The organism is Dyadobacter pollutisoli (assembly GCF_026625565.1).
GTDB classification, from domain to species: domain Bacteria; phylum Bacteroidota; class Bacteroidia; order Cytophagales; family Spirosomataceae; genus Dyadobacter; species Dyadobacter pollutisoli.
In genome coordinates this window covers 2,888,719-2,912,984 of the sequence record NZ_CP112998.1, presented here as the reverse complement: position 1 = coordinate 2,912,984, position 24,266 = coordinate 2,888,719, and the positions used below count along the sequence as shown (strand labels likewise).

Sequence of the window (24,266 nt, the reverse complement as noted above, 5' to 3'; positions counted from 1 at the left end):
GCCGGTTTTTATTTTGCCACCGCTTCATTAGCCAGTTCCTTAGGCTTTCCGCCGACTTTTTCTTGTAAATATTGAAAAATAACGTAGAGCACAGGGATCACGAAAATCCCGAAGATCACACCCGTCAACATACCGCCGACAGCACCTGTACCGATGGAGCGGTTACCCAATGCTGAACCGCCCGTGGCGCGCATCAAGGGTATCAAGCCTACGATAAATGCAAATGAGGTCATCAGGATTGGTCTCAAACGAAGCCGCGAAGCTTCCAGGGCTGAATCCACAATGCTCATTCCCGCACGGCGACGTTGCACGGCGTATTCAATGATCAGGATCGCGTTTTTGGCCAACAGACCGATCAACATGATAAGACCAACCTGAACGTAAATGTTGTTTTCAATGCCCGAGAGATTGATAAACAGCATCACCCCAAAAACACCCAGTGGGATGGTGAAGATCACCGCGAAAGGCAGGATGTAACTCTCATACTGCGCCGCCAGCAGGAAATACACGAATACAAGGCTCAGTACAAAAATCAACAGGATCTGTGAACCTGCATTGATCTCCTCCCGCGTCATACCGGTCCATTCGGTACGGTAGTTATTGGGAAGTACCTCTGCAGCAGTTTCTTTCACGGCGCGGATCGCGTCTCCCGTACTGTAACCAGGTTTTGGCGTTCCGTTGATCGCCACGGCATTGTACAAGTTGTTTCTCGTAACGGTTTCAGGCCCAAACACGCGTTTCAGTGTTACCAGCAAGTTGGCCGGCACCATTTCGCCCTCTTTGTTTTTAACATATATATTGTTCAGCGACGCCGGATCTGCACGGTAGGAAGCGTCAGCCTGGGCCATTACGCGGTAATATTTACCAAACCGGTTAAAATCGGAAACAAAACTGCTACCATAGTAAATCTGCAACGTTTGCAGCAAGTCATTTACAGGCACATTCAGCTGCTTCGCTTTCGCATTGTCGATTTCAATCAGGTACTGCGGATTCGCGGTGGCAAAGGTGGTAAATGCATACGCGATCTCTTTTTTCTGCATCAGCGCACCCAAAAACTGGTTGGTAGTCGCGCTCAGTTTTTCGAGAGAACCATTACCGCGGTCTTGCAACATAAATTCAAAGCCACTGACATTACCAAAACCATCCACCGTCGGGAATGTGAAAAAGAATGCATTCGCATCATTCACCGCCCGTACTTTTTGGGACATCATGCCCACGATCTGGTCAAAATCCTTCACATCGCCACGTTCTGCCTTGGGTTTCATTCTGATAAAACCTACACCATACGGCGACGCATTAGAATTGGAAATAATGTTCATCCCTTCCACCACATAGCGCTGGTCGGCGATGGGAGAGCTTTTTACAATGCTGTCCACCTGCGCCATCGCCTTACTCGTACGGTCGAGCGAGCTGCCCGGAGGCGTGTTGAGCGCATACAGGAGAAAGCCCTGGTCTTCGGTTGGAATAAAGCCGGTAGGTGTTTTTTGAGTAAGCCAAAGAGTTGAGCCAGTGATGATTACCAGGCCGACAATGGTTACCCATTTGGCACGGATCAAGAATTGCAGGCTTTTAATGTACTTATCAGTCATCGTTTGAAAGCCTGTATTGAACGCGGCAAAGAACCTTGCTCCGAACCCTTTGCGTTGATGTTGACCATTTTCATCCGCGTGCGGGTTTTTTAGGAACAATGCACACAATGCGGGACTGAGCGTCAAGGCGTTCAATGCTGAGATCAGGATCGCGATGGCGAGTGTGAATGCGAACTGCCGGTAAAATACCCCCGCAGGGCCTTGCATAAACCCGACCGGTACGAATACCGCCGCCATTACCAGCGTAATGGAGATAATTGCGCCGGAAATTTCATTCATAGATTCCGTGGTAGCAGGCCGCGCTGCCAGGTGTGTGAGCTCCATTTTGGAGTGCACCGCCTCGACGACGACAATGGCATCATCGACGACAATCCCGATGGCTAGTACCAATGCAAAAAGGGTCAGGAAGTTGATGGTAAAACCAAACAACTGCATGAAGAAAAACGTACCGATAATGGCCACAGGCACTGCAATCGCAGGAATAAGCGTAGATCGGAAATCCTGCAAGAAGATGAACACGACAATGAACACCAATATAAACGCTTCGATCAATGTAGTACGAACCTGACCGATGGACTCATCCAAAAAGTCTTTGGAGTTGTACATAATGGTCGTTTTCACACCTTTTGGCAATGATTTGGAAAAATCGTCGAGCAAAGCCTCAGCCTGGATCAGAATGTCGTTCGCATTGGTTCCGGCAGTCTGGAAAACGGCCACACCGGATGATGGATGGCCATTCAGTTTACCATTGGAAGAGTAAGTGTAGGATCCGAACTCCACCCGCGCCAGGTCTTTCAGGCGGATTACCGAACCGTCGCTGTTGGCTTTAATAATGATATCTTCATATTCTTTATTCTGGGTCAGCTTGCCTTTGTATTTCAACACATATTCGAAAACCTCTTTGCTGCTCTCTCCCAGACGGCCGGGTGCGGCTTCAAGGCTTTGCTCACGAATCGCGTCTGTAACTTCCTGAGGTGATAATCCGTAGGCTGCCAAACGGTCCGGTTTGAGCCAGATACGCATCGAATAATCGCGCGTTCCGAAAGGTTGCGCCTGTCCGACCCCGGGTATACGCTGTAACTGCGGTACGAGGTTGATCTTGATATAGTTTAATAAGAAGGTCTCATCATAAGTGCTGTCTTCGCTCGACAATGCCACGAACATAATGATACTGTTCTGTTGTTTTTGTGTTGAGATCCCAGCTTGTACTACTTCCTGCGGGATCTGGCTTACTGCCTTTGAAACGCGGTTTTGAACGTTTACAGCTGCAATATCAGGATCGGTACCTTGTTTGAAATAAACATTCAGGGCCATTGTACCGTCATTATTGGACGAGGAAGTCATGTAAGTCATGTTTTCCACCCCATTCACAGCTTCTTCGATCGGCGTCGCGACCGCACGGGCCACTACCTCGGCATTAGCACCCGGATATACGGCCGTTACCTGCACGGTAGGAGGCGCGATGTCGGGGAATTTTGTAATCGGCAAAGTTGTCAGCGCGATACCTCCCAGCAGTAATATCAGTATGGAGATAACCGTCGAAAGGACAGGCCTTTCTATAAATTTTTGAAACATAAAAGTTGCGTTTTGCCCCGGCTGGCAGGGCATTGGTGTTGAGTTTTATTGTGAAAACGGATAACAAGCCATAGCATTTTTCAATGCTATGTTGCTTAATCCTAATCAAATAGTTGCGTTCCTTGTCAGATGGGGTTCGCCAACAGCAGGCTATCCATTGACATCTTCTGCGGAGCGATGGCCATGCCGTCTCTCAGCCTGTCCAGGCCATTGTACACGATCTTTTCGCCGGGCTTCAATCCTTTGGAAATCAGGTAGTAGCGGCCACTTCTGTCGGACACCGTTACCGGGCGGCCCTCTACCTTGTTGCTATCCAGAAGCGTGTAAACGAACACTTTGTCCTGCAATTCGAAAGTAGATTCCTGCGGAATGAGCACCGATTTCACCAGCTCACGAGGTATCCTGATCTTACCGGTGTTGCCTGAACGCAACAGTCCGTTCAAATTCGGGAATGTCGCGCGGAAGTTGATGGCGCCCATGGTTTTGTCAAACTGGCCTTCTACAATTTCAACTTTACCTTTTTGCGGGTAAATGCTGTTATCAGCCAACAGAAGCTCGACAGGAGGAATCTGTTTGATCTTTTGCTCAACCGTGTTGCCGGGGAACTGATCTTTAAATTGCAGAAAATCCAGCTCGCTCATCGAGAAATAGACGTGGATCTCTTTCGTTTCGGAAAGAACTGTCAGTGCTTCCATCGTGCCTTTTCCAACCAAGCTGCCGCTTTTGAAAGGGATAGTACCAATGTAACCATCCGCAGGGGCTTTAATGGAAGTATAGCCCATGTTGATCTTGGCAGCATCCACAGCGGCTTGTGCCTGGGATACATTGGCCTTGGCAGCATCTTGAGCGGCTTTTGCAGATTTCAGCTGCACATCTGAAACTACATTGTTGGCTACCAGCGGCGTAAGCTTATCGATATTGATAGAAGCACTTTCCAATGCAGCTTTCGCTGACTGTAGGACGGCCGTAGCGTTATTGAGTTGTTCAAGATAGGGACGCGCGTCGATATGGAACAAAACCTGTCCCTTATGTACGTAAGCGCCCTCGTCTACGGAAATCCTGTCCAGGTAACCGTCTACCTGCGGCCGGATTTCGATATCGCGGCTGCCTTCAATGGAGGCGGTGAACTCTCTGTGAGCCGTTACCTGGTGATCGCTCACGGTCAGGACGGGTAAAGATTGTGCTGGCATTTCGGCAGCAGGCGCATTGGCAGTGGATGAGCCGCAGCTGTAAATGACAGCGGGCACTGAGGCAAGTAAAAGAAATACAAGAAGCCTTTGGACTGAGGTTAAATGAGTGTTTTTCATGGATGTTGAAGGTCCTTTTGCGGTGATAAATAGATAATTAAGAGTAGATAGCGTGGTTATTATTACTAACAGTGTTAGCTTATATTTAAAAAAATTATAAATTTTTGATGAATGCCTCTACGGTATCATCCATTACCTTTTTGTTCATAGTGGAGTCATCAATATCGGAGCAGCGCATCATTACGATGGAAATCAAACCGTGCAGTACCGACCAGAACGCGTAAATCTTAAAGCAGGTTTCATCGTCGGTCGATTTTTTATTTTTAACTATTCCTTCAATAGCTTCTCCGATAAAATCACGGAAACAGTTGAATTCCGGTTTGATCTTTCCGGCTCCTGAACAAGGCATTCCGAGGCCATACATGAGCTGGTAATATTCGGGATTTTTGAAGGCAAAATTCCAATACGCCTCCGCATGGGCCTTTAATCGCTCCGCTGGGTCAGGGTATTTTTTCTTGTTTTTTTCCAGCGTTCTTTCGAGTAACCTGAAACCGTCCAAAGAAAGTTCAAAAAGAATGGCTTCTTTATTTTCAAAATGATCATAAATAACCGGAACGCTGTACTCAATAGCATCCGCTATTTTGCGGATCGACAGGGATTGCCAGCCTTCATCCTTCACCAGCTGCAATGCAACTGACAGAATGTTAGTCCGCATATTTTCTTTCTGCCTGATTCTTCGTTCCAGAATGCCCATATCAAATCCAAGTTTACCTAACGGTGTTAGCAAAGGTACGGGTGTATTTTTGTTTTGTCAAGAAATTGTCCGGTGATATTTCAGCGGATGTCGTCTTTCCATTAATATTGATCATTAAACCGGAAATAATCATGCTCATAGATAGAAAAACGTTTTTAAAAGAAATATCCCTGATGGCAGGCGTTGCGGCCGTTCCTGCTGATCTACTGGCAGCTTCATTTGCGAAAAAGCCGCAAATGAAGCTGGGTTTTGTGACTTATTTGTGGGGTAAAGATTGGGACGTGCCGACGATCATTAAAAATTGTACTGATACCAGAATTCACGGCGTTGAACTACGTGTGGAGCATGCACATAAGGTAATGCCTGAACTCACAGCCTCAGAAAGGACGGAAGTGAAAAAGAAATTTGCGGATAGTCCGGTGAAAATTGTCGGGTTGGGGACTAACCAGCAATTCGATTATCCTGATCAGGCGAAACTGGCTGCTTCCATTGATCGGGCAAAGGAATTTATCCGGCTGAGCGCGGATGTGGGTGGCTCGGGGGTGAAAGTTAAGCCGAACGCATTGCACAAGGATGTGCCTGTTGAACAGACACTTGAACAAATAGGCAAGTCGCTGCATACACTGGCTGCCTATGCCGCTGATTTTGGCCAGCAGTTGCGGCTTGAAGTACACGGGGCGGAGACACAGGAGTTGCCGAACATTAAGAAGATCATGGAATACGCCGATCACAAGAATGCCAAAATCTGCTGGAACTGTAATCCCCAGGACTTAAATGGCGCGGGTTTTCAGTCCAATTTTGATCTGGTAAGACAGTATTTCGGTGATACGATTCACGTCCGGGAACTTAACAGGACTGATTATCCTTATCCCGAACTGATCGCCAATCTGATCAAAATGAATTACAAAGGCTGGGTACTGCTGGAATGCCACACCAATCCAGACGATAAAGTGAAAGCAATGGCAGAGCAGCGTGCGGTTTTTGATAGAATGGTGGTTTAGAGATACTTTTTCATATAAGAAATGATATGCGTCCAGTCGGTGGGCAGTACGGTATGCCCACCTTCATGCATATAATAACCCAGCTCATTCATCAAAAGCGATGTATCTCCGGCCGCCGGCATGTCGGTTGTCTCCGGGCCTTTTTCATTGAAAAGCTTGTAAACGGGAGCCGCTGCAACTGCTGACAAAAACTCACCTTTTGGGTCGGACCAATAATCTGTGCTGCCAGTTTGTAGCAGTAGCGGTCTGGGGGCCATTAATGCTACCAGCATATGCGCGTCCACAGGCATGCTAGCCACATTATCCGCGTAGGAATGGTAGTTGGGTGCAAACTGGTACAAATAGCGCGAAGGATCGCTGATGTGACGGATCGTTTCACCATAATTACGCCTGCTCAATGCTGCGCCGCCTTCGCCGGAAATACTGGCGATGACCATTTTATACCTCGTATCTTTCACGCCCGCCCAAAGTGCTGTCTTGCCTAGCCGCGAAGCTCCCTGCAATGCAACACGTTTGCTATCAATCTGTTTGTCGGTTTCAAAGTAGTCCATTGCCCGTGCCAGTCCCCACGACCAGGCTGCAATGGCTCCCCATTCATTGGCTGCTGTTTCGGTTTGCCCCGGTTTCAGGTAATGTTGTCTGATTCCGTATTTGATACCGTCTTTAAAATCCGGTTCAATGTCCCCATAGTACACCGTCGCAAATCCGATACCCGCATCCAGGAACTGCTCTACATTCATTTTTCCAAACACCGTCGGCTGGTCCGCTTTGATCCTCTTGCCGTCTTTCCAGATATAGTTTACCAGCAACCCGGTGTCCTCGATGGTTTGATTATAGGCCGCAAACGAAATGTTCATTAGCAACGGAACAGGTTTCTTTGCTGATGCCGGAATGTAAATGAGCAAGTTCATTTTATGGTCCGAGGTGTCTTTGGTAAAATAAACGGTGACCTGTTTACGGATCGCCTTGCCGTTGAATGCGGAAGTACCTTTGTCGAACACCTTAAAAGTCATTTCCTGCGGCCGGGAAGGCATTTTGCCAAATTGATTTTCTTCAAACAGCTTCACTAACTCCGGTCTTCTTTGCTGTGTCCATTGTTTTGCGGTGGATATCGTCTTGCCATCAAGGGACTTGAGTAATTCGGGAAGTGTATAGGTACCCACCGAATCTTCCTGGTAATTGACAGGAAAGCCTGCCACTACGGTGGGGCGGTTCGCCGCTGGTTGTGCCAGGCCTGCAAAGCTTAGAGCAACAAAAAGGCCAAGTAATAATGTTCTGGTCATGGTTCAGGAATGTTTCTATCATCCAAAAGATCAGCGCCTGCCAGACTTACTACCTGTTTGCAGGATCTTGTTTAATGCCCCACAACCTGCAAATACTGGTTTGACTTTTCCAAAGGTTATTACAATGCGACGCCATAACTCACTTTTACTTTGTCCATCACTATGTGAGTGTAAGTGTTTGAGATTGGGGTTGTCCATGAGGTGTTTTTTGAAGAAATCTTCAAAATGGGGCATATCCCTGGCGTGGGCGATTACTACAAAATCATAGGTGCCGGTAACATATTAGCATTGCAACACTTGCTTGCATTGCTGCATCGCTTCCATTTATTTTGATGAAAAAAGTGTGAAATGCGCGATCCGGCGTCACCGCACTATAATACTTTGGATGAGGTAGAGGCATTCATTGAAAGTATCGACGAGATTATCCGCTCGCCATCAAACAATGCTTGTGGCTGGCGACTCAGTGTGCCAGCTGAATTTTTAAGACGGCAGCAGCAAATGATCTATCGCCTTATAGCCTGTCGGCAGGGAGATCTGGGCTGAGTTAGCTCCGGCTTTTAGCAATATTTCAACGGATTCAGGAGAGCGCCGGTCTGTCCAGTAGGAATCGACACAGGCGCGGACTGCCAGTTGCAATGGTGTGCGGCCGTTTTGGTCTGGCGTGTCGACGGGCGATCCGTGATCCACAAGAAGCTGTACGATTTCGTGGCGTCCGCGCCAGGCAGCTACGTGGATAGCGAAGCTGTTTTTTGGAATTTCGAAATAGCCGTCACCTTCATGAAAAACGGCATCGACTTTAACACCCGAATCCAGCAATTGCCTTACGCCTGCCACATTACCGGTACCGGCAAACTTGGCCAGTAGCGTGCCGCTTACGGCCAGCATTTGATCCAGAAACGTAGGTTCCTGCTTCAAAATGGTTGTTACCAGCTCATTATTTCCCAAGGCACAAGCCTCGATCAACCGGTCTACGCCTTCCAATGTGTAGGGTAGGCCCCGCTTTTTGAATATCGCCAATACGTCACCACGACCTTCCCGCGCCGCCCGTGCAGCCACTGTCATGCCATGTGTGATAGCTTGCGGATCGCCGCCATGGTCGAGGAGGAGGGTAATGATGGCCGAATCATTATCGCGCATCAATGCATGATGAAACGGAGACGCCGTTCCCCAATGACCATTCGGGTCAACACCCAGTTCGAGCAGGTATTTTACGCCATCATAATCGTGGAAGTCGTGTTTTCGGATGAGCATCAGCACCAATCCTTCCTGCGTCACTTTCCCGGTTTCAACCAATGCGCTCATCGCGCCGTTTTCGTAGGTTTCGGGCGAATGGTACACGGCCTCCCCGTCGTTGGGATCGGCGCCGTATTCCAGCAAAAGTTTCGTTAATTCGGCGTGGTGGGCGATACCGGCCGCGCCATATAATGCAGTTTCAAACTCTGGATAATCGCCTTTCGTCCAAAAGCCCGAGTTGGCGTCAACGCCTGCTTCGAGGAGCAGGCGGGCCGTCCGTAAAAAGTCATTGTTCCTGCTTTTATCCAGCCGCAGGTATTTTGACATACATAAATAAACCAATGCATTGCCGCCATAGGGGGCCGCTGTGGCCGTAGCAAGAGCTGGATCAGCATCCAAAAAACCACGAACAACTTCCAAATTACCCAATATGGCAGCAGTATGAATGCTTTGTGTAGCCAGCTCGGGATACAGTGCCAGCATTGAGTTGGCCTCCGTTAATTCCCCATGCCAGATCGCTTCCCGGATAAATGCAGTCTGCATATCTTCCGGCTCTGCTGAGTTTATAAGGTTTTCAGTCATCGCTCTTATTTTTCAGCTGTAAGTTAACAAATTTAAAAATCGGTGATACGAAGAGCATGAACAACTATGACAAGGATTTGCTGAATGTTCAATACCGGACAGTTTACGTCCTTTTGTGAACAAAAAATGCATTGAAAAATAGCCAGATAGAGCAAATAGGGCGTATTAGGGCACTTTTTGAAAATTGGCACGGATTTGTACGATAAAATAGAAACTAATAACATCAGCTTATGCGCCGGACTTATTTGGGAGAGTTTGAGGAAATGGTTTTACTCATGGTAGCAATCCTGAATGGCGAGGGCTACGGGGTCACGATCAGTCAGGCGCTGGAAGAGCATACCGGTCGCAGCGTCACTTTCGGGACGGTCCATAACACATTGATACGGCTGGAAGAAAAGGGTTTTGTGAAATCGGAACTCGGCGGCGCCAGCACCGAGCGGGGAGGAAGGCGGAAGCGAATTTTTAAAGTGACCGCACTGGGCAGCCGCGCTTTACACGACATTCAGGAACTACGGAAGGATTTGTGGCAAATGATCCCTTTCAATTCCTTAAAATTGAGCGGGTTATGAATGCAGAGGAGAAGCCCCGCCGTCACGCGCCACCGGTCTGGATACATTGGCTTTTGGCTTTGATGCATCCAGCCAATACGTTGGAGGAAGTAGAAGGCGATCTGGACGAGTTGTATCATGACTGGCATGAAAAATCAGGAGAATGGTCAGCTAATCTCAAATATCTACTCAATGTGACATCTGTACTGCCGCCATTTGTGCGCCGCAGAAAGCAGGAATATCAGTACGAAAAACCTTCAATCCTACATACAGCCATGATCAGAGAATACATTAAAATTGCTTTTCGCAACCTCGCCAAGTACAAGGCTAATGCTGCAATCAACATTGTGGGGCTGACCTTTGGGATGACCTGTTTCTTTCTGATCTCGCTCTATTTGTTTGATGAATGGACCTTCGATGCGTTTCATTCTCAGGCAGACCGGATTTACAGGATCACCCAGCAAAAAACTTCGGAAAACGGCAAGCAATCGCATGTCGCGTCGGTTGGTTATCAGGTTGGGAAGTATGCTCAAACGGAACTGCCGGAGGTGGAAAATGTGGTGCGGGTAACAGCTTTGGGGCGAACGAACGTCTCGGACACTGCGGGCCGCAATGTTTTTCTAAGAGAAATAACCCTGGCCGACCGTAGCTTCTTTCAGGTATTTGACTATAAAATGATTGCCGGTGATCGCGCCACAGCTTTGCAGCAGCCATACTCGACGGTAATCACCCGTCAAATGGCTCAAAATATGTTTGGTACCGACGACGCATTAGGTAAGATCATCGATACCGATGGTTTCGACACGCCTTTTACTGTCACGGGCATTTGTGAAGATGTGCCGAAGAATTCCAGTTTTCAGTTCGACATACTGTTTTCAGAAAGCACGATCCACAGCGATAAATGGTATAGAGAGCAGTCGGGGAGTGACTGGTCGTCCAATATGTTTGTGACCTACCTTTTGTTGAAAGCCAATGCCCCGAATGCATCTATTGCCACGAAAATTAAAAATGCGGTGGCGGCTCATTTGCCTCCTGACAAAAAAGTTGGCACATTCTCGTTGCAGCCGCTGCGTGACATTCACTTCTACTCCGAAGACATTGATAATAGCGCTGAGCGAAACAATAGCTCGGGCCGGATGGGCGACATTGCCTATGTGTATGTTTTTGCGGTGATAGGCGTATTTGTCCTGCTGATCGCCTGCATTAACTACATTAACCTGACCACCGCACGCGCCGCCCGTCGTGCCAAGGAAATCGGTGTGCGTAAGGTAGCGGGTGCGCACAGGGGAAGTCTCACCTTCCAGTTCCTCATGGAATCGCTGGTGATTACCTTCATCGCTTTGCTCATCGCATTGTTAGCCGTGCAGCTCGCTTTGCCGAAGTTCAATGCTTTTACGGAAAAGGCGCTGGCCATCAATTTCTCGTCTGATTACCGGATCTGGCTGATTGTTATTTTGGCCACATTGTTTACCGGTTTATTGTCAGGAAGCTATCCTGCATTGCTGCTTTCGCGTTTTCAACCCTTGTTGCTCATCAAAGGAGGTACTACCACGCCGGGTACGAGCAAAACGCAGTTGCGGCAAGGACTGGTGGTCTTCCAGTTTACATTGTCGGTTGTAATGATCGTGGCAACACTGGTGGTTTATTTGCAAATGCGGTTTATCCGAACTAAAAACCTGGGTTTTAATAAAGAGCAGCTAGTGGTGGTCGATATCAACAGCGGTAAAGTGCGCAAGAGTTTTCAGGCGATCAAATCGGAGTATAGCAAGCTGGCTGGTGTCAGTCAGGTTTCGGTTTCAACGCGTGTGCCTGGGGAGTGGAAAAATCTGGCGCAAGTGGAGGTACATACGCCTAATGAACGTGCCGGTGTGAATTCGATGATGACATTCATTGGGGCTGACGAAGACTTTTTGAAAACATTTGATATGAAATTGCTGGCGGGCCGGAATTTCGGAAGCAATACCCCGGCCGATTCTTCCGCCGTCCTGATCAATGAAACGGCTGCGAAGGCATTGAATATTCAAACTCCGGGGGGACAATGGATAGAAATTCCGAGGGAGGGGAGTAACGGAAACCTCACGCCTTTGGACGAGCCATTGAAGGTACGTGTAGTGGGTATCGTTAAGGATTTCAACTTTCGATCATTACGGGAAACAATCGCGCCGCTGGTGATCGGGTACCGCAATAATCCAATCCAGTACATTGATTATTTCACGGTGAGGTTATCTGGTGAAAATGCGCAGGAAACCGTGAGCCAGATGAAATACATTCTGCAAAAAATTGACCCGGACGATCTGTTTGAATATCATTTTCTGGATCAGCAGCTGGCATTATTTTACCGCGAGGATGCCAAACGTCAAACCATTTTTATGAGCATGGTGCTCGCGACGGTGTTCATTGCCTGCCTGGGATTGTTTGGTTTGTCGGCATTCACAGCCGAGCAGCGGGCGAAAGAGATTGGTGTCCGAAAAGTGTTGGGAGCCAGCATTGGCAGCATTGTTACGTTGTTGTCAAGAGACTTTTTGAAACCTGTTCTGATCGGAATTCTGCTGGCTACGCCTGTTGCCTGGTACGCTATGCACCGCTGGTTGCAGGATTTTGCCTACAAGATCGATGTGGAATGGTGGATGTTTGTGCTGGCAGGGGTTGTGGCTATCAGCGTAGCATTGCTCACGGTTTGTTTTCAGTCTGTTAAGGCCGCCCTGATGAATCCTGTCAAAACCCTGCGAAGCGAATAAGCTATGAAACGCAACGAAAATCTACCCATAACGCCTCCCCGCTGGATCCGCCGGTTACTGACCTGGTTTCACCCTGAGAATACCGTGGAGGAAGTCTCGGGAGACCTCGACGAACTGTACGACCATTGGCACGAAAAGCATGGCAAAGCCACAGCTGACCTTAAATACGCACTGAATGTAATCTCGGTACTGCCGCCGTTTGTCCGTAAACGGAAGCAGTCTGCCGCCTATCAACAAAAATTCCGGACCACACCCAATTTTCAACCAGCCATGATCCTTAATTATTTCAAAATTGCCTGGCGTAATATCGCCCACAACAAGTCATTTTCAAGCATTAACATTCTGGGACTTGCGCTCGGAATGGCTTGCAGCTTGCTCATTATGCTCTGGATTCAGGACGAATTCAGTATGGACAGTTATCATGCCAACGGGCCTCAGTTGTACCATGTGATGGAGCGTCAATTTTTCGATGGCAAGGTAGAGGCAACTCCCGGGACACCTGGTTTGCTGGCAGACGAACTGAAAAAGGAATTTCCTGAAATTGCCTATTCCGCTGGTCTTTCCTGGCAGGAGGAGCGCACATTCTCGGTCGGCGAAAAGGTGAATAAGGAGAAGGGGCGATGGGCTGGCGAGGATTGGTTCAAAATGTACAGCATTCCCTTGCTGACCGGTACCGCAGAGGATGTATTGAGCAGCCCGACAAACATTGCGATATCCCGGAAACTCGCGGAAAACTACTTTGGAAACGCCCAGGCCGCTATGGGAAAAAGCATTCGCATGAGTAACCAGGAAGACTATCAGGTCAGTGCGGTGTTTGAAATGCCGGAAAACAGCTCGGTCAAATACGATTATCTGCTCAGCTGGAAAGATTTGCTGGCGCATAATGAATGGCTGAAAGACTGGGGGAACAGTGTGACCGAAACCCATATTCAGCTGCATACGGACGGTAAGGGCCTTTCGGCTGACCCTGGCAAGCTGGAAGCGAAGATAAAGTCATTTCTGAAAACCCGCAATCCAAATATGGGTTCCAAAGGTTTTGATATCCAGCTTTTTCTGCAACCTTCCAGTGAGGCTTATTTGTATTCCAATTTCAAAAATGGCTACCTCGATGGGGGGCGGATCGAATACGTTCGGTTGTTTGGAATTGTAGCCATATTTATCCTGCTAATCGCCTGTATCAATTTCATGAACCTCGCCACGGCGCGGTCCGTCAAGCGGGCACGCGAGGTAGGTGTACGCAAGGTGGTAGGCGCAGGGAGAGGCTGGCTCATCGGGCAGTTTGTCGGAGAGGCACTGGTACTGACCTTCATTGCGCTGCTCGTCGCAGTCGTTTTTGTATGGGGCCTGCTTCCTACCTTTAATACATTGACTGAAAAACACATTACATTTCAGTTTGCAGATGCGTCGTTCTGGTTGACATTGCTGGCTATGACGCTCCTTACCGGCCTCATTGCCGGAAGTTACCCTGCATTGTTTTTATCGTCCCTGAACCCGATCCGGGTTTTGAAGGGTTCGATCCGATTTGGCTCGGGAGCACGGTTTTTTCGCCAGGGGCTGGTGGTTTTTCAGTTTGCGCTTTCTATGCTGCTCATCATCGGAACCGTTGTCGTGTACCGTCAAATGGATTTTATCCAAACCAAAAATCTGGGTTTCGACCGCCAGGGAATGGTTTATATTCCTTCCGAGGGAGAGCTGCTGAACAAGTACGATCTATTCAAGGAAGAGCTGCTGCAAATGCCCGGGATTGAAGCCGTAACCAAGATGGAGGGGACACCAACCAATGGATTTGGCACAACAGGCAATGTACAATGGCCCGGCAAAGATCCTTCGACGAACATTCAGTTCCAGTTTTCACAGATAGATTACGATTTCACGAAGACCTTAAAAGTGAAAGTGAAAGGGCGTGATTTTTCAAGAGCTTTTGGGGCAGATTCAATGAATTATATCATTAATGAAACTGCCGCCAAGCGCATCGGATATCAGGACCCGGTCGGTAAGCCGCTGACCATGTGGGGTAAAACAGGTACCATCGTCGGTGTTGTTGACGACTATCACCAAAGCTCAATGCATACTGCCATTGAACCGTTTATCGCAAGGTTAGGTCAGGGCAAGATGATCATTGTGCGCATCAGACCGGGGCAGACGAAGCAGGCCATGGCAAGCCTGGAAAGCCTTTGCAGGGAAATAAACCCTAAGTTTCCATTTGCGTATATGTTTGCCGACGAAGCATTCCAGTCGCTGTACCGAAGCGAAACGGTGGTGGGAACGCTGGCTAATTACTTTGCTTTTCTGGCTATTTTTATCTGCTGTCTGGGGTTGTTCGGGTTGGCGGCTTTCACGGCCGAGCAGCGTACGAAGGAAATTGGCGTTCGTAAAGTGCTGGGTGCCAGCGTTACCGGTATTGTTGCCTTGCTGTCCAAAGACTTTTTGAAATTGGTACTGATCGCCATCGTGATCGCCTCGCCGATTGCCTGGTATGCGATGAACCAGTGGCTGCGCGACTTCGTGTACCGAATCGATATGGAATGGTGGGTGTTTGTGCTGGCGGGGCTGCTGGCGGTGACCATTGCATTGCTGACGGTCAGTTTTCAGAGCGTTAAAGCTGCGCTGATGAATCCTGTTAAAACATTACGCAGTGAATAAAAAGAAAACGCTGACTGATCCACATGGTTCAGTCAGCGTTTTCTTTTTGATTTTTCAGAGCTTATAAGTTAAATCCGAGGTCCGAGATCAGGTATTCATATAAAGTTGATTCGATCAGCTTTGCGTCTGTTACCGTATACCAGTCTCTTTTAGTAACATATCCTTCCGCATCCAGCGCGTAAGCGTAGTAGTTGCCGCCCAGTGACGTGTTTTCAGTAACCATTTTCACCAAATGTCTGCTCGATTTGCCAAATACCATCAGGTATGGATCAGGCAAGTTAGCGGCTTCGCTATTGATCGGTGCCAGGTCTGCCAGGATGGGGTCACCGGTAGGCTGGTCATAATAAAGCGTTGTTTCTGACTGTACAGGTTCGTATGCCTGCCCGCTGCGGAAATTGTACCCCGTCATTTTAACCAGGTCACCGGCGGCATTCCAGATAAACACAGTTTTTTGGGTAGGTACTTTTTTGTTGATACGGCTGTCTAGCTGGCCTTTGCTGTTATAGTTGTAATGGAAATTACTTTCTTTCACCTGATAAGCATTAGGTCCCATCGGAATGTAGTCCTTTTGGATGGACTCGTAGCAGCGGAGGTAATTGTCGAGCAGGTAAGTGGTTTCCTGGGCTACTTTATTGTTGTAGTAAACCGTCGCGATAATGTAGTTGGCGTTGTATTTATAGGTTGCAAACGTGGCTGGGGAAGTCCGCGTAGCTGCTACGTAGGTCACCTTTTGCAACTTCCCGTCCGGGTAGTAAGCCAGCTTGACATTTCCGTGTTTAATAAGCTGGTGTTTTTGGGGAACCGTTGGCAGCATGTTTTCACGAAGGCTGCTGGCGGTAGCCTCTGCTTTGTCGGCAGGCGTTACAAAGTTGTCGTCTTGCTGGCAGGAAGCGATGCCAATGGATAGTACGAGGGCGAATTTGAAGATATTTTTCATGGTAACAGATAAGTGATTTGGATAAAAATGTTTGAATTTGTTTTGCCTGAACTTTTGAAATGTTCGTTTCTCAGAAGGCGATGCAAACCTAGTGCGGATCAGAGGGGCAGGCAATTTTGACGGGTATACAAAGCGTTGATCCGGGATCAAAATGGTGTGTACAAAAGGTGTATTACCAAAAAGAGGCCTGCACAAATGGTGTACAGGCCTCTTTTTGGATGGTAAATGAGCTACTCGGGCGATTTTTCCGGGCTCATTTCGCTGCTCGCCCCGATCATGGAAGATGACCAGAGTTGGTACAACCTTGTCCAGGCCTCTTCGGTTTCGGAGTTCCACAAATCTCCCAAGCTGCTTTTTAATGTGCTGATCAGCACCGACCCCACGAGTTCGTAATGTTCGGCGGTGACACCGTAATGAGCATGCCGCTGACCAAGCAGCTCAATTTCATATTGGATGTCTTCCATGTTCTGCAGGTTGGTCACCATGTACGTAATCATATCGGTAAATTTGGCTTGCTGGCCCTCCATGTCCGACTTGAACATAGGCACCAGGCACGGCACGGCGGCGAAGAGCTGCTGATAGAAAAGTACACCCGGATTATCAGGCTGGGCGATCACGTGACTCCACGAGTTTTTAATTATGAGCATATTACGAATATCCATGGCGTGATTATTTTTAGATTGAATGGTGATAAGATCTGATGATAAACTTAGGGGGACAAAAGCGGTCTTCCTATTTCGGGTGGTATACAAAAAGTAAACATTCCCTCTTCTATGCGAAAATGGAATGTTTTTAGGATAAAAAGCCCGTTTCGAGTGTATTTTAAACCGTCATCAAATAATCCGCCAGGTTACTGTCTTCCGGTAAATTGAGTTTTTTGCGAAGCCGGTGCCTGGCGGTTTTAACGCTGTCGGGGGCAATGTTGAGCAAAGTCGCCGCTTCTTTGAGATTGAGGTTGAGCCGGATCAATGCGCAAAGACGCAGTTCACCGCTGCTCAGGTCGGGGTATCCTTTTTTTAGTTTGGTAAAAAAATCTTTGTGAACGCCTTCGAAGTACATTTTAAATTCGTCCCAGTCTTTGTCGAGGTTAAAACTGTAATCGATGAGGTTTATGAGCCGTCCGAAAAGGGTAGAATGTTCTTCGACCTGCCTGGTTTTGAGTGTAAGTGAAACCGTCTGCCGGATTTCTTCGAGGATACTGTTTTTCTGAATGAGGTTTAATGTATGCGTCGTCAATGCTTTGTTCCGGAATTCCAGTTCCGTGGTGAGCTGCTGCTCTCTTTCCTGGCGGTTACGGATTTCGTTTTCTGCCAGCGCCTGCTGTGCAATGTGTATTTCCCGGTCTTTTCGGACTTTAAGCCGCTGCCTGTTAAATGCCAGGCCCAGCACGATCAGTCCGCCGATCAGCCCTAGCGCGAGCATATTCCGGTGCGCATAACCAAGATCCTTCTCTTTTTGAAGCAGTTTTATTTCATTCTGCTTTTTCTCGCTTTCATAATGTACCCGCAGATTGGCGATCTTATTGGTGTTTTCAGCATTGAAGATCGAGTCTTTCAGCGTATTGGAAAGCTGCTGGAAGTGATAAGCGTTAGCGTAGTCTTTCATATCGCCGTAAACCGTCGCCAGTCCCTGGTATGACAGCTGCAATGCGGGCCTTATACCAGAGCCTTGCGCTAACAATTGCGCGTGACGGTAATTTTCAATGGCCTTTCCGGTGTTATGTTGTTTGGTATAGACCTGGCCCAGCCCATTATAAGAGGTGATCATTAACCGCTTGCTCTGAAACTGCTGATTGATTTCCAGTGAAAGTTCGTATTTCAGCAGCGCCTGCGGGTAATCTTCTTTTTGCAAATAAATTTCGCCGAGGTTATTAAGACATATTATTTGCCCATTGCTGTCTTTGAAACTTTCAAACAATTCAAAAGCCTTATTGGCACTGGCAATGGCTGCGTCGTATTTCTTTTGTTTGGTATAAATGCTGGCTATGTTAATGTAAGAGCCAGCCGTCGATTTTTTGTCTCCCGCCTTGATCCAGATATCCATTGCCTGTTTGTAGGAAATCAGGGCTTCATCAAAATTCTTCTGATTTTTATGGACATTGCCAATGCTGTTGATAGCCGACGCCATTCTCTTGTCGTCGTGCAATTCCTGAAAAATGATCAGCGATTGCTGGTAGTTGTCCAGCGCGACATCGTAGTTTCCCTGCTCTCCATAAACCATCCCGATATTGGTAAGAGACCTGCCATAACCAAGCTGGTCTCCCAGTTCTTTATATATGTTTTTACCAAGCTCATAGTTGGCCAGTGACTTGACGTAATCATTTTTCTGCCAATAATAGATCCCGATCCCCTGATAACTTTTCGCTTCTCCGCGGCGATATTTTATTTTTTTTGCAATATCCAGCGCGTTTCGGGTGTAGAGAATTGTTTTTTCAGGATCCGATGCCCAGTACTCGACGCCAATGTCGACCATGAGGTTCACTTTCGTTGTGTCCACAGCGGTGTTTGCGAGCACATTCGTCAGGCTGTCAATTTTGGAGGACTGGGCAAAGAGAGAAAATGTAATGAGGGAGAGCAATAAAACACTGCTGATTTTCATAGAGGCGGTCCGGTCGAGATTAGGTACCGCCAAAATTATAGCAATTAAACAGGTATCTACTTACCGTTAACTTAGAAAGAGAACAAAATCGAATTGGGTATAAAGCGTCGAATATTGGAATTCATGGTTATATTTGTTCTAAATTAGTTACATATCCTCAACGTTAATACTTGTGAAAAAATCCAATGTTTTTGCCTTCATAGAATTGTCCAAATTTGTCGAAACATTACAAAATGATTCACGGCATCCCAATCTTAAGGAAAAACTAAAATCACAGTCCTCCTACTTTAATATTATCGATGCAAAGTATTTTTCTGACGCATTGATGGAAGAATGGATAGACCTGCAAAAGACCGCGACCAGTTCGGGTACTATGAGAGATGAAAATGGATTCGTGATCATGAATGCCGTGCGCCATACCATTGAAAATATGACAGAAGATGAATGTTTTCTGCTCGCGAAAAGAATATATTCGATTGCCGATAAAGTTAAAAAAGAGTTCGAATAAAAGTCACCACTATAGTCTTCAGGAAAATATTATGAAATGACTCCTTTGTAAATAAGCGAGGATTTTGTAGTATTACTTTTATGTTCGTCGCACCCAAGGCATGAATGTATATAACCTCCATCAATAGTTAAATGAAGACCCTGTTGCCCCTGCTGAGCATGATGCTTTTGACCTCTTTGATCGGAACGGCGCAAAAGCCAGAGCTCACCTACAACAAATTCACAGGCGAGATCTCCCAAACCAGAGTCGTGGACATGGGTAGGGCACCTGCCGTCGCATTCAGGAACGTCCGGGCCTGGCTTACCCAGAAATATTCAAATTATTGGGAAGTCATCAAAGTCTCCGATCCGGATCGTGGAAAGATCGTTTACCACGGTTCCGAGCCCGTGTATACGCAAGGCTTCGAAGCGTTTTCTTATCGTGTTATCGTCGACCTTAAGGATAACAAGTATTCCTGCACCATCGATCAGGTGAAAGCCCGGCCGACCGGAAGCAAAGTCTTCGTTTCGTCCGATATGGATTTTTCGACCATTTACACTTACCAGAAGCGTATTGCTGATATCGACGTTGCGAAAACGCTGAGGAAGGGTAAAGCCGAACAGACCCGCCTAAACCAGGAACGCTCGGCCAAAGTAACATATCTGGAAAATCTTGCCAAAATGCACGACATCATGGCATATCATTTCAACAGGATCCAGTGGGAACTGAGGAATGCAGCGCTGAAAGGCGAGCCTGTGGCCAGAAGATAACTTTACAATTTTACGGGCAACTTTCTGATCCTCTTTCCGGTAGCGGCAAAGAGCGCATTGGCTAATGCAGGCGCGATAGGAGGGACTCCTGGCTCACCTGCACCTCCCATTTTGGCAGTACTAGGTGCAATGTGCACCTCTATCACAGGCATTTCGTTCATGCGTAGCATCGGGTAATCGTGAAAATTACTTTGTTGCACCTGGCCTTTTTCAAGTGATATTTCTCCATAAAGTGCGGCGGTGAGTCCATACACAATGCCCCCTTCCATTTGAGCGACCACACCGTCGGGATTAACCGCCATACCGCAGTCAATGACACAAACAACCCGGCGCAGGCGAATGGCTTGATTTTCAATTGATAATTCCACGATCTGGCACACGCAGCTACCCATCGCTTCATGAATGGCAATACCCCGAAACTGCCCTGCGGGTAATGGTTGGGCCCATTGTGCTTTCTCCGCGGCAAGGTTAAGTACAGCCAGGTACCTCGGGTGTTTCTTAAGCATGGCGCGGCGGTAATCAATAGGGTCCGTTTTGGCCCTGGACGCGAGCTCATCGATCAGCGATTCCACTACAAATGCCGTGTGCGTACTCCCCACCGACCGCCATGCCAGCACTGGTACTCCGTATAATGTAGTGTGCAGCTCAAAAGAATAGTCTGCCACATACTCGGAATACGGTGCGCCGGTGGTTACCGAGCTGTAATCGATGCCATTGGGAGCAATGGCATCTTCCAGAATAGTACCTGTAAAAAGCGACTGGCCGACGATCCGGTGCTCCCATGCATTTGGAAAACCGTCAGCACCGATCCCCATTTTGACCTGATGCAAATAAACAGGTCTGTAATATCCTCCGCGTATATCATCCTCGCGCGACCATACCAGCTTGATAAACTTGCCGGTTATTTTGGCTATATGCACCGCCTCCATGACCCAGTCTCCCTGGAACGAGCCGCGCCGACCGAAGCTGCCTCCCATATGTGGCGTATGCAGCGCGACGCGTTCGGGCGGGAGACCCAGAAACGCCGCTATCTCAGCCTGATGCAGTATTGGAGACTGCGTTCCCGTCCATACTTCGCAATCATCTTCCGAAATTTTTACCGTGCAGTTCAATGGTTCCATCGGCGCGTGCGCGAGGTAAGGAAATGTGAATTCGGCCTCGAAAGTCGTTGCTGCTTTTTCCAAAGCATCCTTTACAGCTCCTTTTTGCGAGACATTTTTACCTTTCGTCTGAGCCAGTTTGCGATAGTCTTCCAGCTGCTGATGGCTATCCATACTTTCGTTAGCACCGTGTTCCCATTCAATTTTCAATGCATCCCTCCCTTTTTTGGCCGCCCAGAAATTGTCCGCAATGACGGCGACGCCGGAGGGAATCCCGATCACTTCGCGAACGCCGACGATCTTTTTTGTCTCCGATGCGTCAAACGATTTTACTTTACCGCCGAACACGGGCGCGTGGGCTACCACAGCCGTGAGCAGTCCTGGAAAGTGAATATCCATTCCGTAAATGGCTTTTCCCGTGATTTTTTCTGGACTATCAAGTCGTTTTTTTGATTTTCCAATGATCTTCCAATCCTTCGGCTCACGCAACGTGACAGTTGGTTGGGGCAAAGTGGAAGCCTCAGTAGCAAGTTCTCCATAACTCAGTCGCTTATCGCCAGCGACTACAAAACCATTGTCGGTGGTGCAGGCTTCGGGTGCCACGCCAAGCCTCCTGGACGCGATGGTGACAAGCATAACCCGGGCCATCGCGCCGGCTTGCCTGCACCGGTCAAACTCGGAACGGGTGGAGTCAGAACCGCCTGTGGAAGTAATAAAGATGGATTTTTTGAAATCATCACCTTTGCCCGGAGGGCTATGCTCCGCCTTTATTTTATTCCAGTCACAATCCAGTTCTTCGGCGATCAGCATCGGAATGGTCGTCCACATACCCTGGCCCATTTCGATTTTGGGCAGGATAATATGTATCGTATTGTCTTCATCAATGCGCAGCTTACCATTCAGGGAGGCCGTTTTGGGAAGATCTGGCGCAACGGGTAAATGTTCACCGCGTACTGGCAGGGCAAATGCGATCAAAAGCCCACCGCTGGCTGCCGCGCTGGTTTTAAGAAAATTTCTCCGGCTAATAGTATCGTGATTTTTCATTTCAAGTTTTAGGATTTTGATCGGGCACTTTTTGTACAAAGAAATCAGTATCCGGTCCGGCGTAAACGGGAATTTGATGAAACGCTGGGAAAACTTGACGATATGCAGAGATTGCCTTAAAATCTGCTAACATAGTAGTCCGTGCCAATGGTTAGCTTTTCACTTATATTTGAGTGACCCTAGTTTTTTAAAATGATACCTGACAAAAGATTTCCAGCGAAAAAAGCTGAACAGAACTCCCTCTACCTCGTCGCTATCATGGCGGCAGTCCTCATTTCTCTATCCGTTTTAACCCGAATAATCCTGCTTTTGAAGTCGGCAGGCGGCGTGGATTTTACATTCCTCAATTTGCTGGGACTCTTCGTGATCGGGTTATTTTACGATCTGGTCAATGCGGCCTATTTTACATTGCCGCTTGTGCTGTACATTTGGCTTACACCACGCAAATGGTGGCAAAAGCGCTGGCACCGGTTTGTCGTTTACGGGATCTTTGCATTCTTCATTTTTGGGCTGCTTTTCAATGCAGTTTCCGAGTGGGTATTTTGGGATGAATTCAGTTCCCGGTTCAATTTTATAGCCGTCGATTACCTGGTCTATACCAACGAAGTGATCGGCAATATCCAGCAGTCCTACCCGGTAGGTATCATTGTCACTGCCTTGCTAGCGGCCACTGCTGCTTTGGTTTATGTATTGAAACCTGCCATTAAAAACGCTGCTGTTCAGGCCTATTCCTTCAAGCAACGATCATTTCGTATGCTGGCCTATGTTGCGGTTTTGCTGTTATGTTTTTTTCTGGTCAATAATAAAATCAGGCAGTTTAGCGACAATACCTACGTCAATGAGCTGGCAGGGAATGGTTTGTATGAGCTGTTTGCTGCTTACCGGAACAATGAGCTGGACTACGCCCAGTTTTATCAAAAAATCCCTGATCAGACCGCATTCAAAAAAATCCGCGAAATGATCAAAACTCCCGAAAGCAGTTTTGTCGATAATAATCCATTCAGTATCGAGCGGAAGATCGTTAATGCGGGAAAGGAAAAAAGGATGAATGTGGTACTCATCAGTGTCGAGAGTTTGAGCGCGGACTTCCTGGGAACATTTGGAAATACACAGCACATTACGCCCAATTTGGATTCTCTGGCCGGGCAGAGCCTTCTTTTTACCAATCTTTATGCGACCGGGACCAGAACGGTACGAGGACTGGAAGCATTGTCGATCTGTACGCCGCCAACGCCAGGGCAGTCCATTGTGCGCAGGCCGCAAAATGAAGGGCTATTCTCTTTGGGAAGGGTTTTTGACCAAAAAGGTTACGAAAGTAAATTTATCTATGGCGGCTACGGCTATTTTGACAATATGGGTTACTTTTTTGCAAACAATGGATACAAACTGGTAGACCGGACAGAAATCAAAAAGAAGGATATTGACTATGAAAATATCTGGGGAGTAGCCGACGAAAACCTCTTTACACTGGCGACAAAGGAGATTGAAAAAACGGTAAAATCGGGCAAGCCGGTCTTCGCGCACATCATGACCACTTCCAATCACCGGCCATTTACCTACCCCGAAAAACGGATCGATATTCCATCCCATACCAACCGTGAAGGTGCCGTAAAGTATACTGACTATGCCATCGGCCGGTTTATCAAGGAAGCTCAAAATAAGCCCTGGTTCAAAAATACCTTGTTTGTCATTGTGGCGGACCATTGTGCGTCCAGCGCCGGAAAGGCTGATCTACCGGTGAACAAGTACAAGATCCCGCTTTTGATTTTTGCTCCCAATGTGATTAAACCAGCCAGAATGGAACGGCTTATGAGCCAGATTGACCTGGGGCCGACGATTCTGGGGCTTCTCAATTTCTCCTATCAAAGCAAATTCTTTGGCTATGATATCTTCAAGCTGGAACCCGGCCGCGAACGGGCATTTGTGAGTACATACCAGAGCCTCGGCTACATTAGAAAAGACACATTGATTATTTTGAGGCCGCAACGCATTTCGGATTCATTCGTACCCAATTTTACCGACGGCTCAGCAAAGTTGATCCAGCCGGACAACCAGCTAACCGAGGAGGCGATCACGTGGTATCAGACGGCGAGTTATCAATTTAAAAACAAGCTGATGAAGTGATTAACAATCATTC

General features: G+C 47.7%; 16 protein-coding genes and 1 pseudogene. 7 read left to right on the top strand and 10 right to left on the bottom strand.

Annotated features, from left to right (window positions below; genetic code table 11):
• Positions 1-8 precede the first annotated feature (8 nt).
• The 3 genes from ON006_RS12050 to ON006_RS12040 form a co-directional block, all read right to left on the bottom strand.
• Positions 9-3,164 (bottom strand): efflux RND transporter permease subunit, encoded by a 3,156-nt coding sequence (locus ON006_RS12050; protein WP_244820036.1) that lies wholly within the window; start codon positions 3,162-3,164, stop codon positions 9-11.
• A gap of 125 nt (positions 3,165-3,289) precedes the next feature.
• A complete protein-coding gene (locus tag ON006_RS12045) occupies positions 3,290-4,471 on the bottom strand; it encodes an efflux RND transporter periplasmic adaptor subunit (RefSeq protein ID WP_244820035.1) in 1,182 nt (393 codons plus the stop codon).
• 94 nt (positions 4,472-4,565) lie between these two features.
• Positions 4,566-5,198 carry a TetR/AcrR family transcriptional regulator gene (locus tag ON006_RS12040; RefSeq protein ID WP_244820034.1) on the bottom strand — a complete coding sequence of 211 codons (633 nt, stop codon included), beginning with the start codon at positions 5,196-5,198 and terminating at the stop codon, positions 4,566-4,568.
• 95 nt (positions 5,199-5,293) lie between these two features.
• Here ON006_RS12040 and ON006_RS12035 point away from each other — a divergent pair, with 95 nt between their 5' ends.
• Entirely contained in the window at positions 5,294-6,166 is an 873-nt protein-coding gene (locus ON006_RS12035; protein WP_244820526.1) for a sugar phosphate isomerase/epimerase family protein, read from the top strand.
• Here ON006_RS12035 and ON006_RS12030 read toward each other — a convergent pair.
• The 3 genes and pseudogenes from ON006_RS12030 to ON006_RS12025 all read right to left on the bottom strand — a co-directional run bounded on the left by ON006_RS12030 (position 6,163) and on the right by ON006_RS12025 (position 9,264).
• The gene (locus ON006_RS12030; protein ID WP_244820033.1) at positions 6,163-7,449 is read right to left on the bottom strand and encodes a glucuronyl esterase domain-containing protein; all 1,287 of its coding nucleotides are present in this window, start codon (positions 7,447-7,449) and stop codon (positions 6,163-6,165) included. The two genes, ON006_RS12035 and ON006_RS12030, sit on opposite strands and share 4 nt — an antisense overlap.
• A 30-nt stretch (positions 7,450-7,479) precedes the next feature.
• Positions 7,480-7,716 (bottom strand): annotated as a pseudogene (locus ON006_RS32330) (Lrp/AsnC ligand binding domain-containing protein); the annotation flags it as partial.
• 213 nt (positions 7,717-7,929) lie between these two features.
• Positions 7,930-9,264 (bottom strand): ankyrin repeat domain-containing protein, encoded by a 1,335-nt coding sequence (locus tag ON006_RS12025; protein WP_244820032.1) that lies wholly within the window; start codon positions 9,262-9,264, stop codon positions 7,930-7,932.
• A 230-nt stretch (positions 9,265-9,494) separates the two neighbouring features.
• Here ON006_RS12025 and ON006_RS12020 point away from each other — a divergent pair, with 230 nt between their 5' ends.
• The 3 genes from ON006_RS12020 to ON006_RS12010 are packed head-to-tail and all read left to right on the top strand — an operon-like array spanning position 9,495 to position 15,193.
• Entirely contained in the window at positions 9,495-9,833 is a 339-nt protein-coding gene (locus ON006_RS12020) for a PadR family transcriptional regulator (protein WP_244820031.1), read from the top strand.
• A complete protein-coding gene (locus tag ON006_RS12015; RefSeq protein ID WP_244820030.1) occupies positions 9,830-12,550 on the top strand; it encodes an ABC transporter permease in 2,721 nt (906 codons plus the stop codon). The genes ON006_RS12020 and ON006_RS12015 overlap by 4 nt, the downstream gene beginning before the upstream one ends.
• A gap of 3 nt (positions 12,551-12,553) precedes the next feature.
• Entirely contained in the window at positions 12,554-15,193 is a 2,640-nt protein-coding gene (locus ON006_RS12010; RefSeq protein ID WP_244820029.1) for an ABC transporter permease, read from the top strand.
• Between the two features lie 61 nt (positions 15,194-15,254).
• On the opposite strand, the gene ON006_RS12005 is transcribed toward ON006_RS12010, so the two are convergent.
• The 3 genes from ON006_RS12005 to ON006_RS11995 form a co-directional block, all read right to left on the bottom strand.
• A complete protein-coding gene (locus ON006_RS12005) occupies positions 15,255-16,130 on the bottom strand; it encodes a hypothetical protein (RefSeq protein ID WP_244820028.1) in 876 nt (291 codons plus the stop codon).
• A gap of 230 nt (positions 16,131-16,360) precedes the next feature.
• Positions 16,361-16,792, bottom strand: a complete 432-nt coding sequence (locus tag ON006_RS12000; RefSeq protein WP_244820027.1) for a globin domain-containing protein — start codon at positions 16,790-16,792, stop codon at positions 16,361-16,363.
• A gap of 160 nt (positions 16,793-16,952) precedes the next feature.
• Complete coding sequence (locus tag ON006_RS11995) at positions 16,953-18,728, bottom strand: tetratricopeptide repeat protein (protein ID WP_244820026.1); 1,776 nt, start codon at positions 18,726-18,728, stop codon at positions 16,953-16,955.
• Positions 18,729-18,900: 172 nt separating this feature from the next.
• On the opposite strand from ON006_RS11995, the gene ON006_RS11990 reads away from it, so the two are divergent.
• Together ON006_RS11990 and ON006_RS11985 are read left to right on the top strand one after the other, a co-directional pair.
• Entirely contained in the window at positions 18,901-19,236 is a 336-nt protein-coding gene (locus tag ON006_RS11990; RefSeq protein ID WP_244820025.1) for a hypothetical protein, read from the top strand.
• A 131-nt stretch (positions 19,237-19,367) separates the two neighbouring features.
• Entirely contained in the window at positions 19,368-19,985 is a 618-nt protein-coding gene (locus ON006_RS11985; RefSeq protein ID WP_244820024.1) for a DUF4468 domain-containing protein, read from the top strand.
• A 2-nt stretch (positions 19,986-19,987) separates the two neighbouring features.
• On the opposite strand, the gene ON006_RS11980 is transcribed toward ON006_RS11985, so the two are convergent.
• Positions 19,988-22,129, bottom strand: a complete 2,142-nt coding sequence (locus tag ON006_RS11980) for a molybdopterin cofactor-binding domain-containing protein (protein ID WP_244820023.1) — start codon at positions 22,127-22,129, stop codon at positions 19,988-19,990.
• A 192-nt stretch (positions 22,130-22,321) separates the two neighbouring features.
• Between ON006_RS11980 and ON006_RS11975 the strand changes: the two genes are divergently transcribed.
• On the top strand, positions 22,322-24,253 hold the full coding sequence (locus ON006_RS11975) for an LTA synthase family protein (RefSeq protein WP_244820022.1): 1,932 nt from the start codon (positions 22,322-22,324) through the stop codon (positions 24,251-24,253).
• Positions 24,254-24,266: the final 13 nt, after the last annotated feature.

What these genes read in the sequence shown, in the direction of transcription:
- ON006_RS11985 (WP_244820024.1), top strand. Translation starts at nt 19,368, where the DNA reads ATGAAGACCCTGTTGCCCCTGCTGAGCATGATGCTTTTGACCTCTTTG.
- ON006_RS12010 (WP_244820029.1), top strand. Translation starts at nt 12,554, where the DNA reads ATGAAACGCAACGAAAATCTACCCATAACGCCTCCCCGCTGGATCCGC.
- ON006_RS11980 (WP_244820023.1), bottom strand. Translation starts at nt 22,129, where the DNA reads ATGAAAAATCACGATACTATTAGCCGGAGAAATTTTCTTAAAACCAGC.
- ON006_RS11995 (WP_244820026.1), bottom strand. Translation starts at nt 18,728, where the DNA reads ATGAAAATCAGCAGTGTTTTATTGCTCTCCCTCATTACATTTTCTCTC.
- ON006_RS12030 (WP_244820033.1), bottom strand. Translation starts at nt 7,449, where the DNA reads ATGACCAGAACATTATTACTTGGCCTTTTTGTTGCTCTAAGCTTTGCA.
- ON006_RS11975 (WP_244820022.1), top strand. Translation starts at nt 22,322, where the DNA reads ATGATACCTGACAAAAGATTTCCAGCGAAAAAAGCTGAACAGAACTCC.
- ON006_RS12025 (WP_244820032.1), bottom strand. Translation starts at nt 9,264, where the DNA reads ATGACTGAAAACCTTATAAACTCAGCAGAGCCGGAAGATATGCAGACT.
- ON006_RS12005 (WP_244820028.1), bottom strand. Translation starts at nt 16,130, where the DNA reads ATGAAAAATATCTTCAAATTCGCCCTCGTACTATCCATTGGCATCGCT.
- ON006_RS12020 (WP_244820031.1), top strand. Translation starts at nt 9,495, where the DNA reads ATGCGCCGGACTTATTTGGGAGAGTTTGAGGAAATGGTTTTACTCATG.
- ON006_RS12000 (WP_244820027.1), bottom strand. Translation starts at nt 16,792, where the DNA reads ATGGATATTCGTAATATGCTCATAATTAAAAACTCGTGGAGTCACGTG.
- ON006_RS12045 (WP_244820035.1), bottom strand. Translation starts at nt 4,471, where the DNA reads ATGAAAAACACTCATTTAACCTCAGTCCAAAGGCTTCTTGTATTTCTT.
- ON006_RS12050 (WP_244820036.1), bottom strand. Translation starts at nt 3,164, where the DNA reads ATGTTTCAAAAATTTATAGAAAGGCCTGTCCTTTCGACGGTTATCTCC.
- ON006_RS12015 (WP_244820030.1), top strand. Translation starts at nt 9,830, where the DNA reads ATGAATGCAGAGGAGAAGCCCCGCCGTCACGCGCCACCGGTCTGGATA.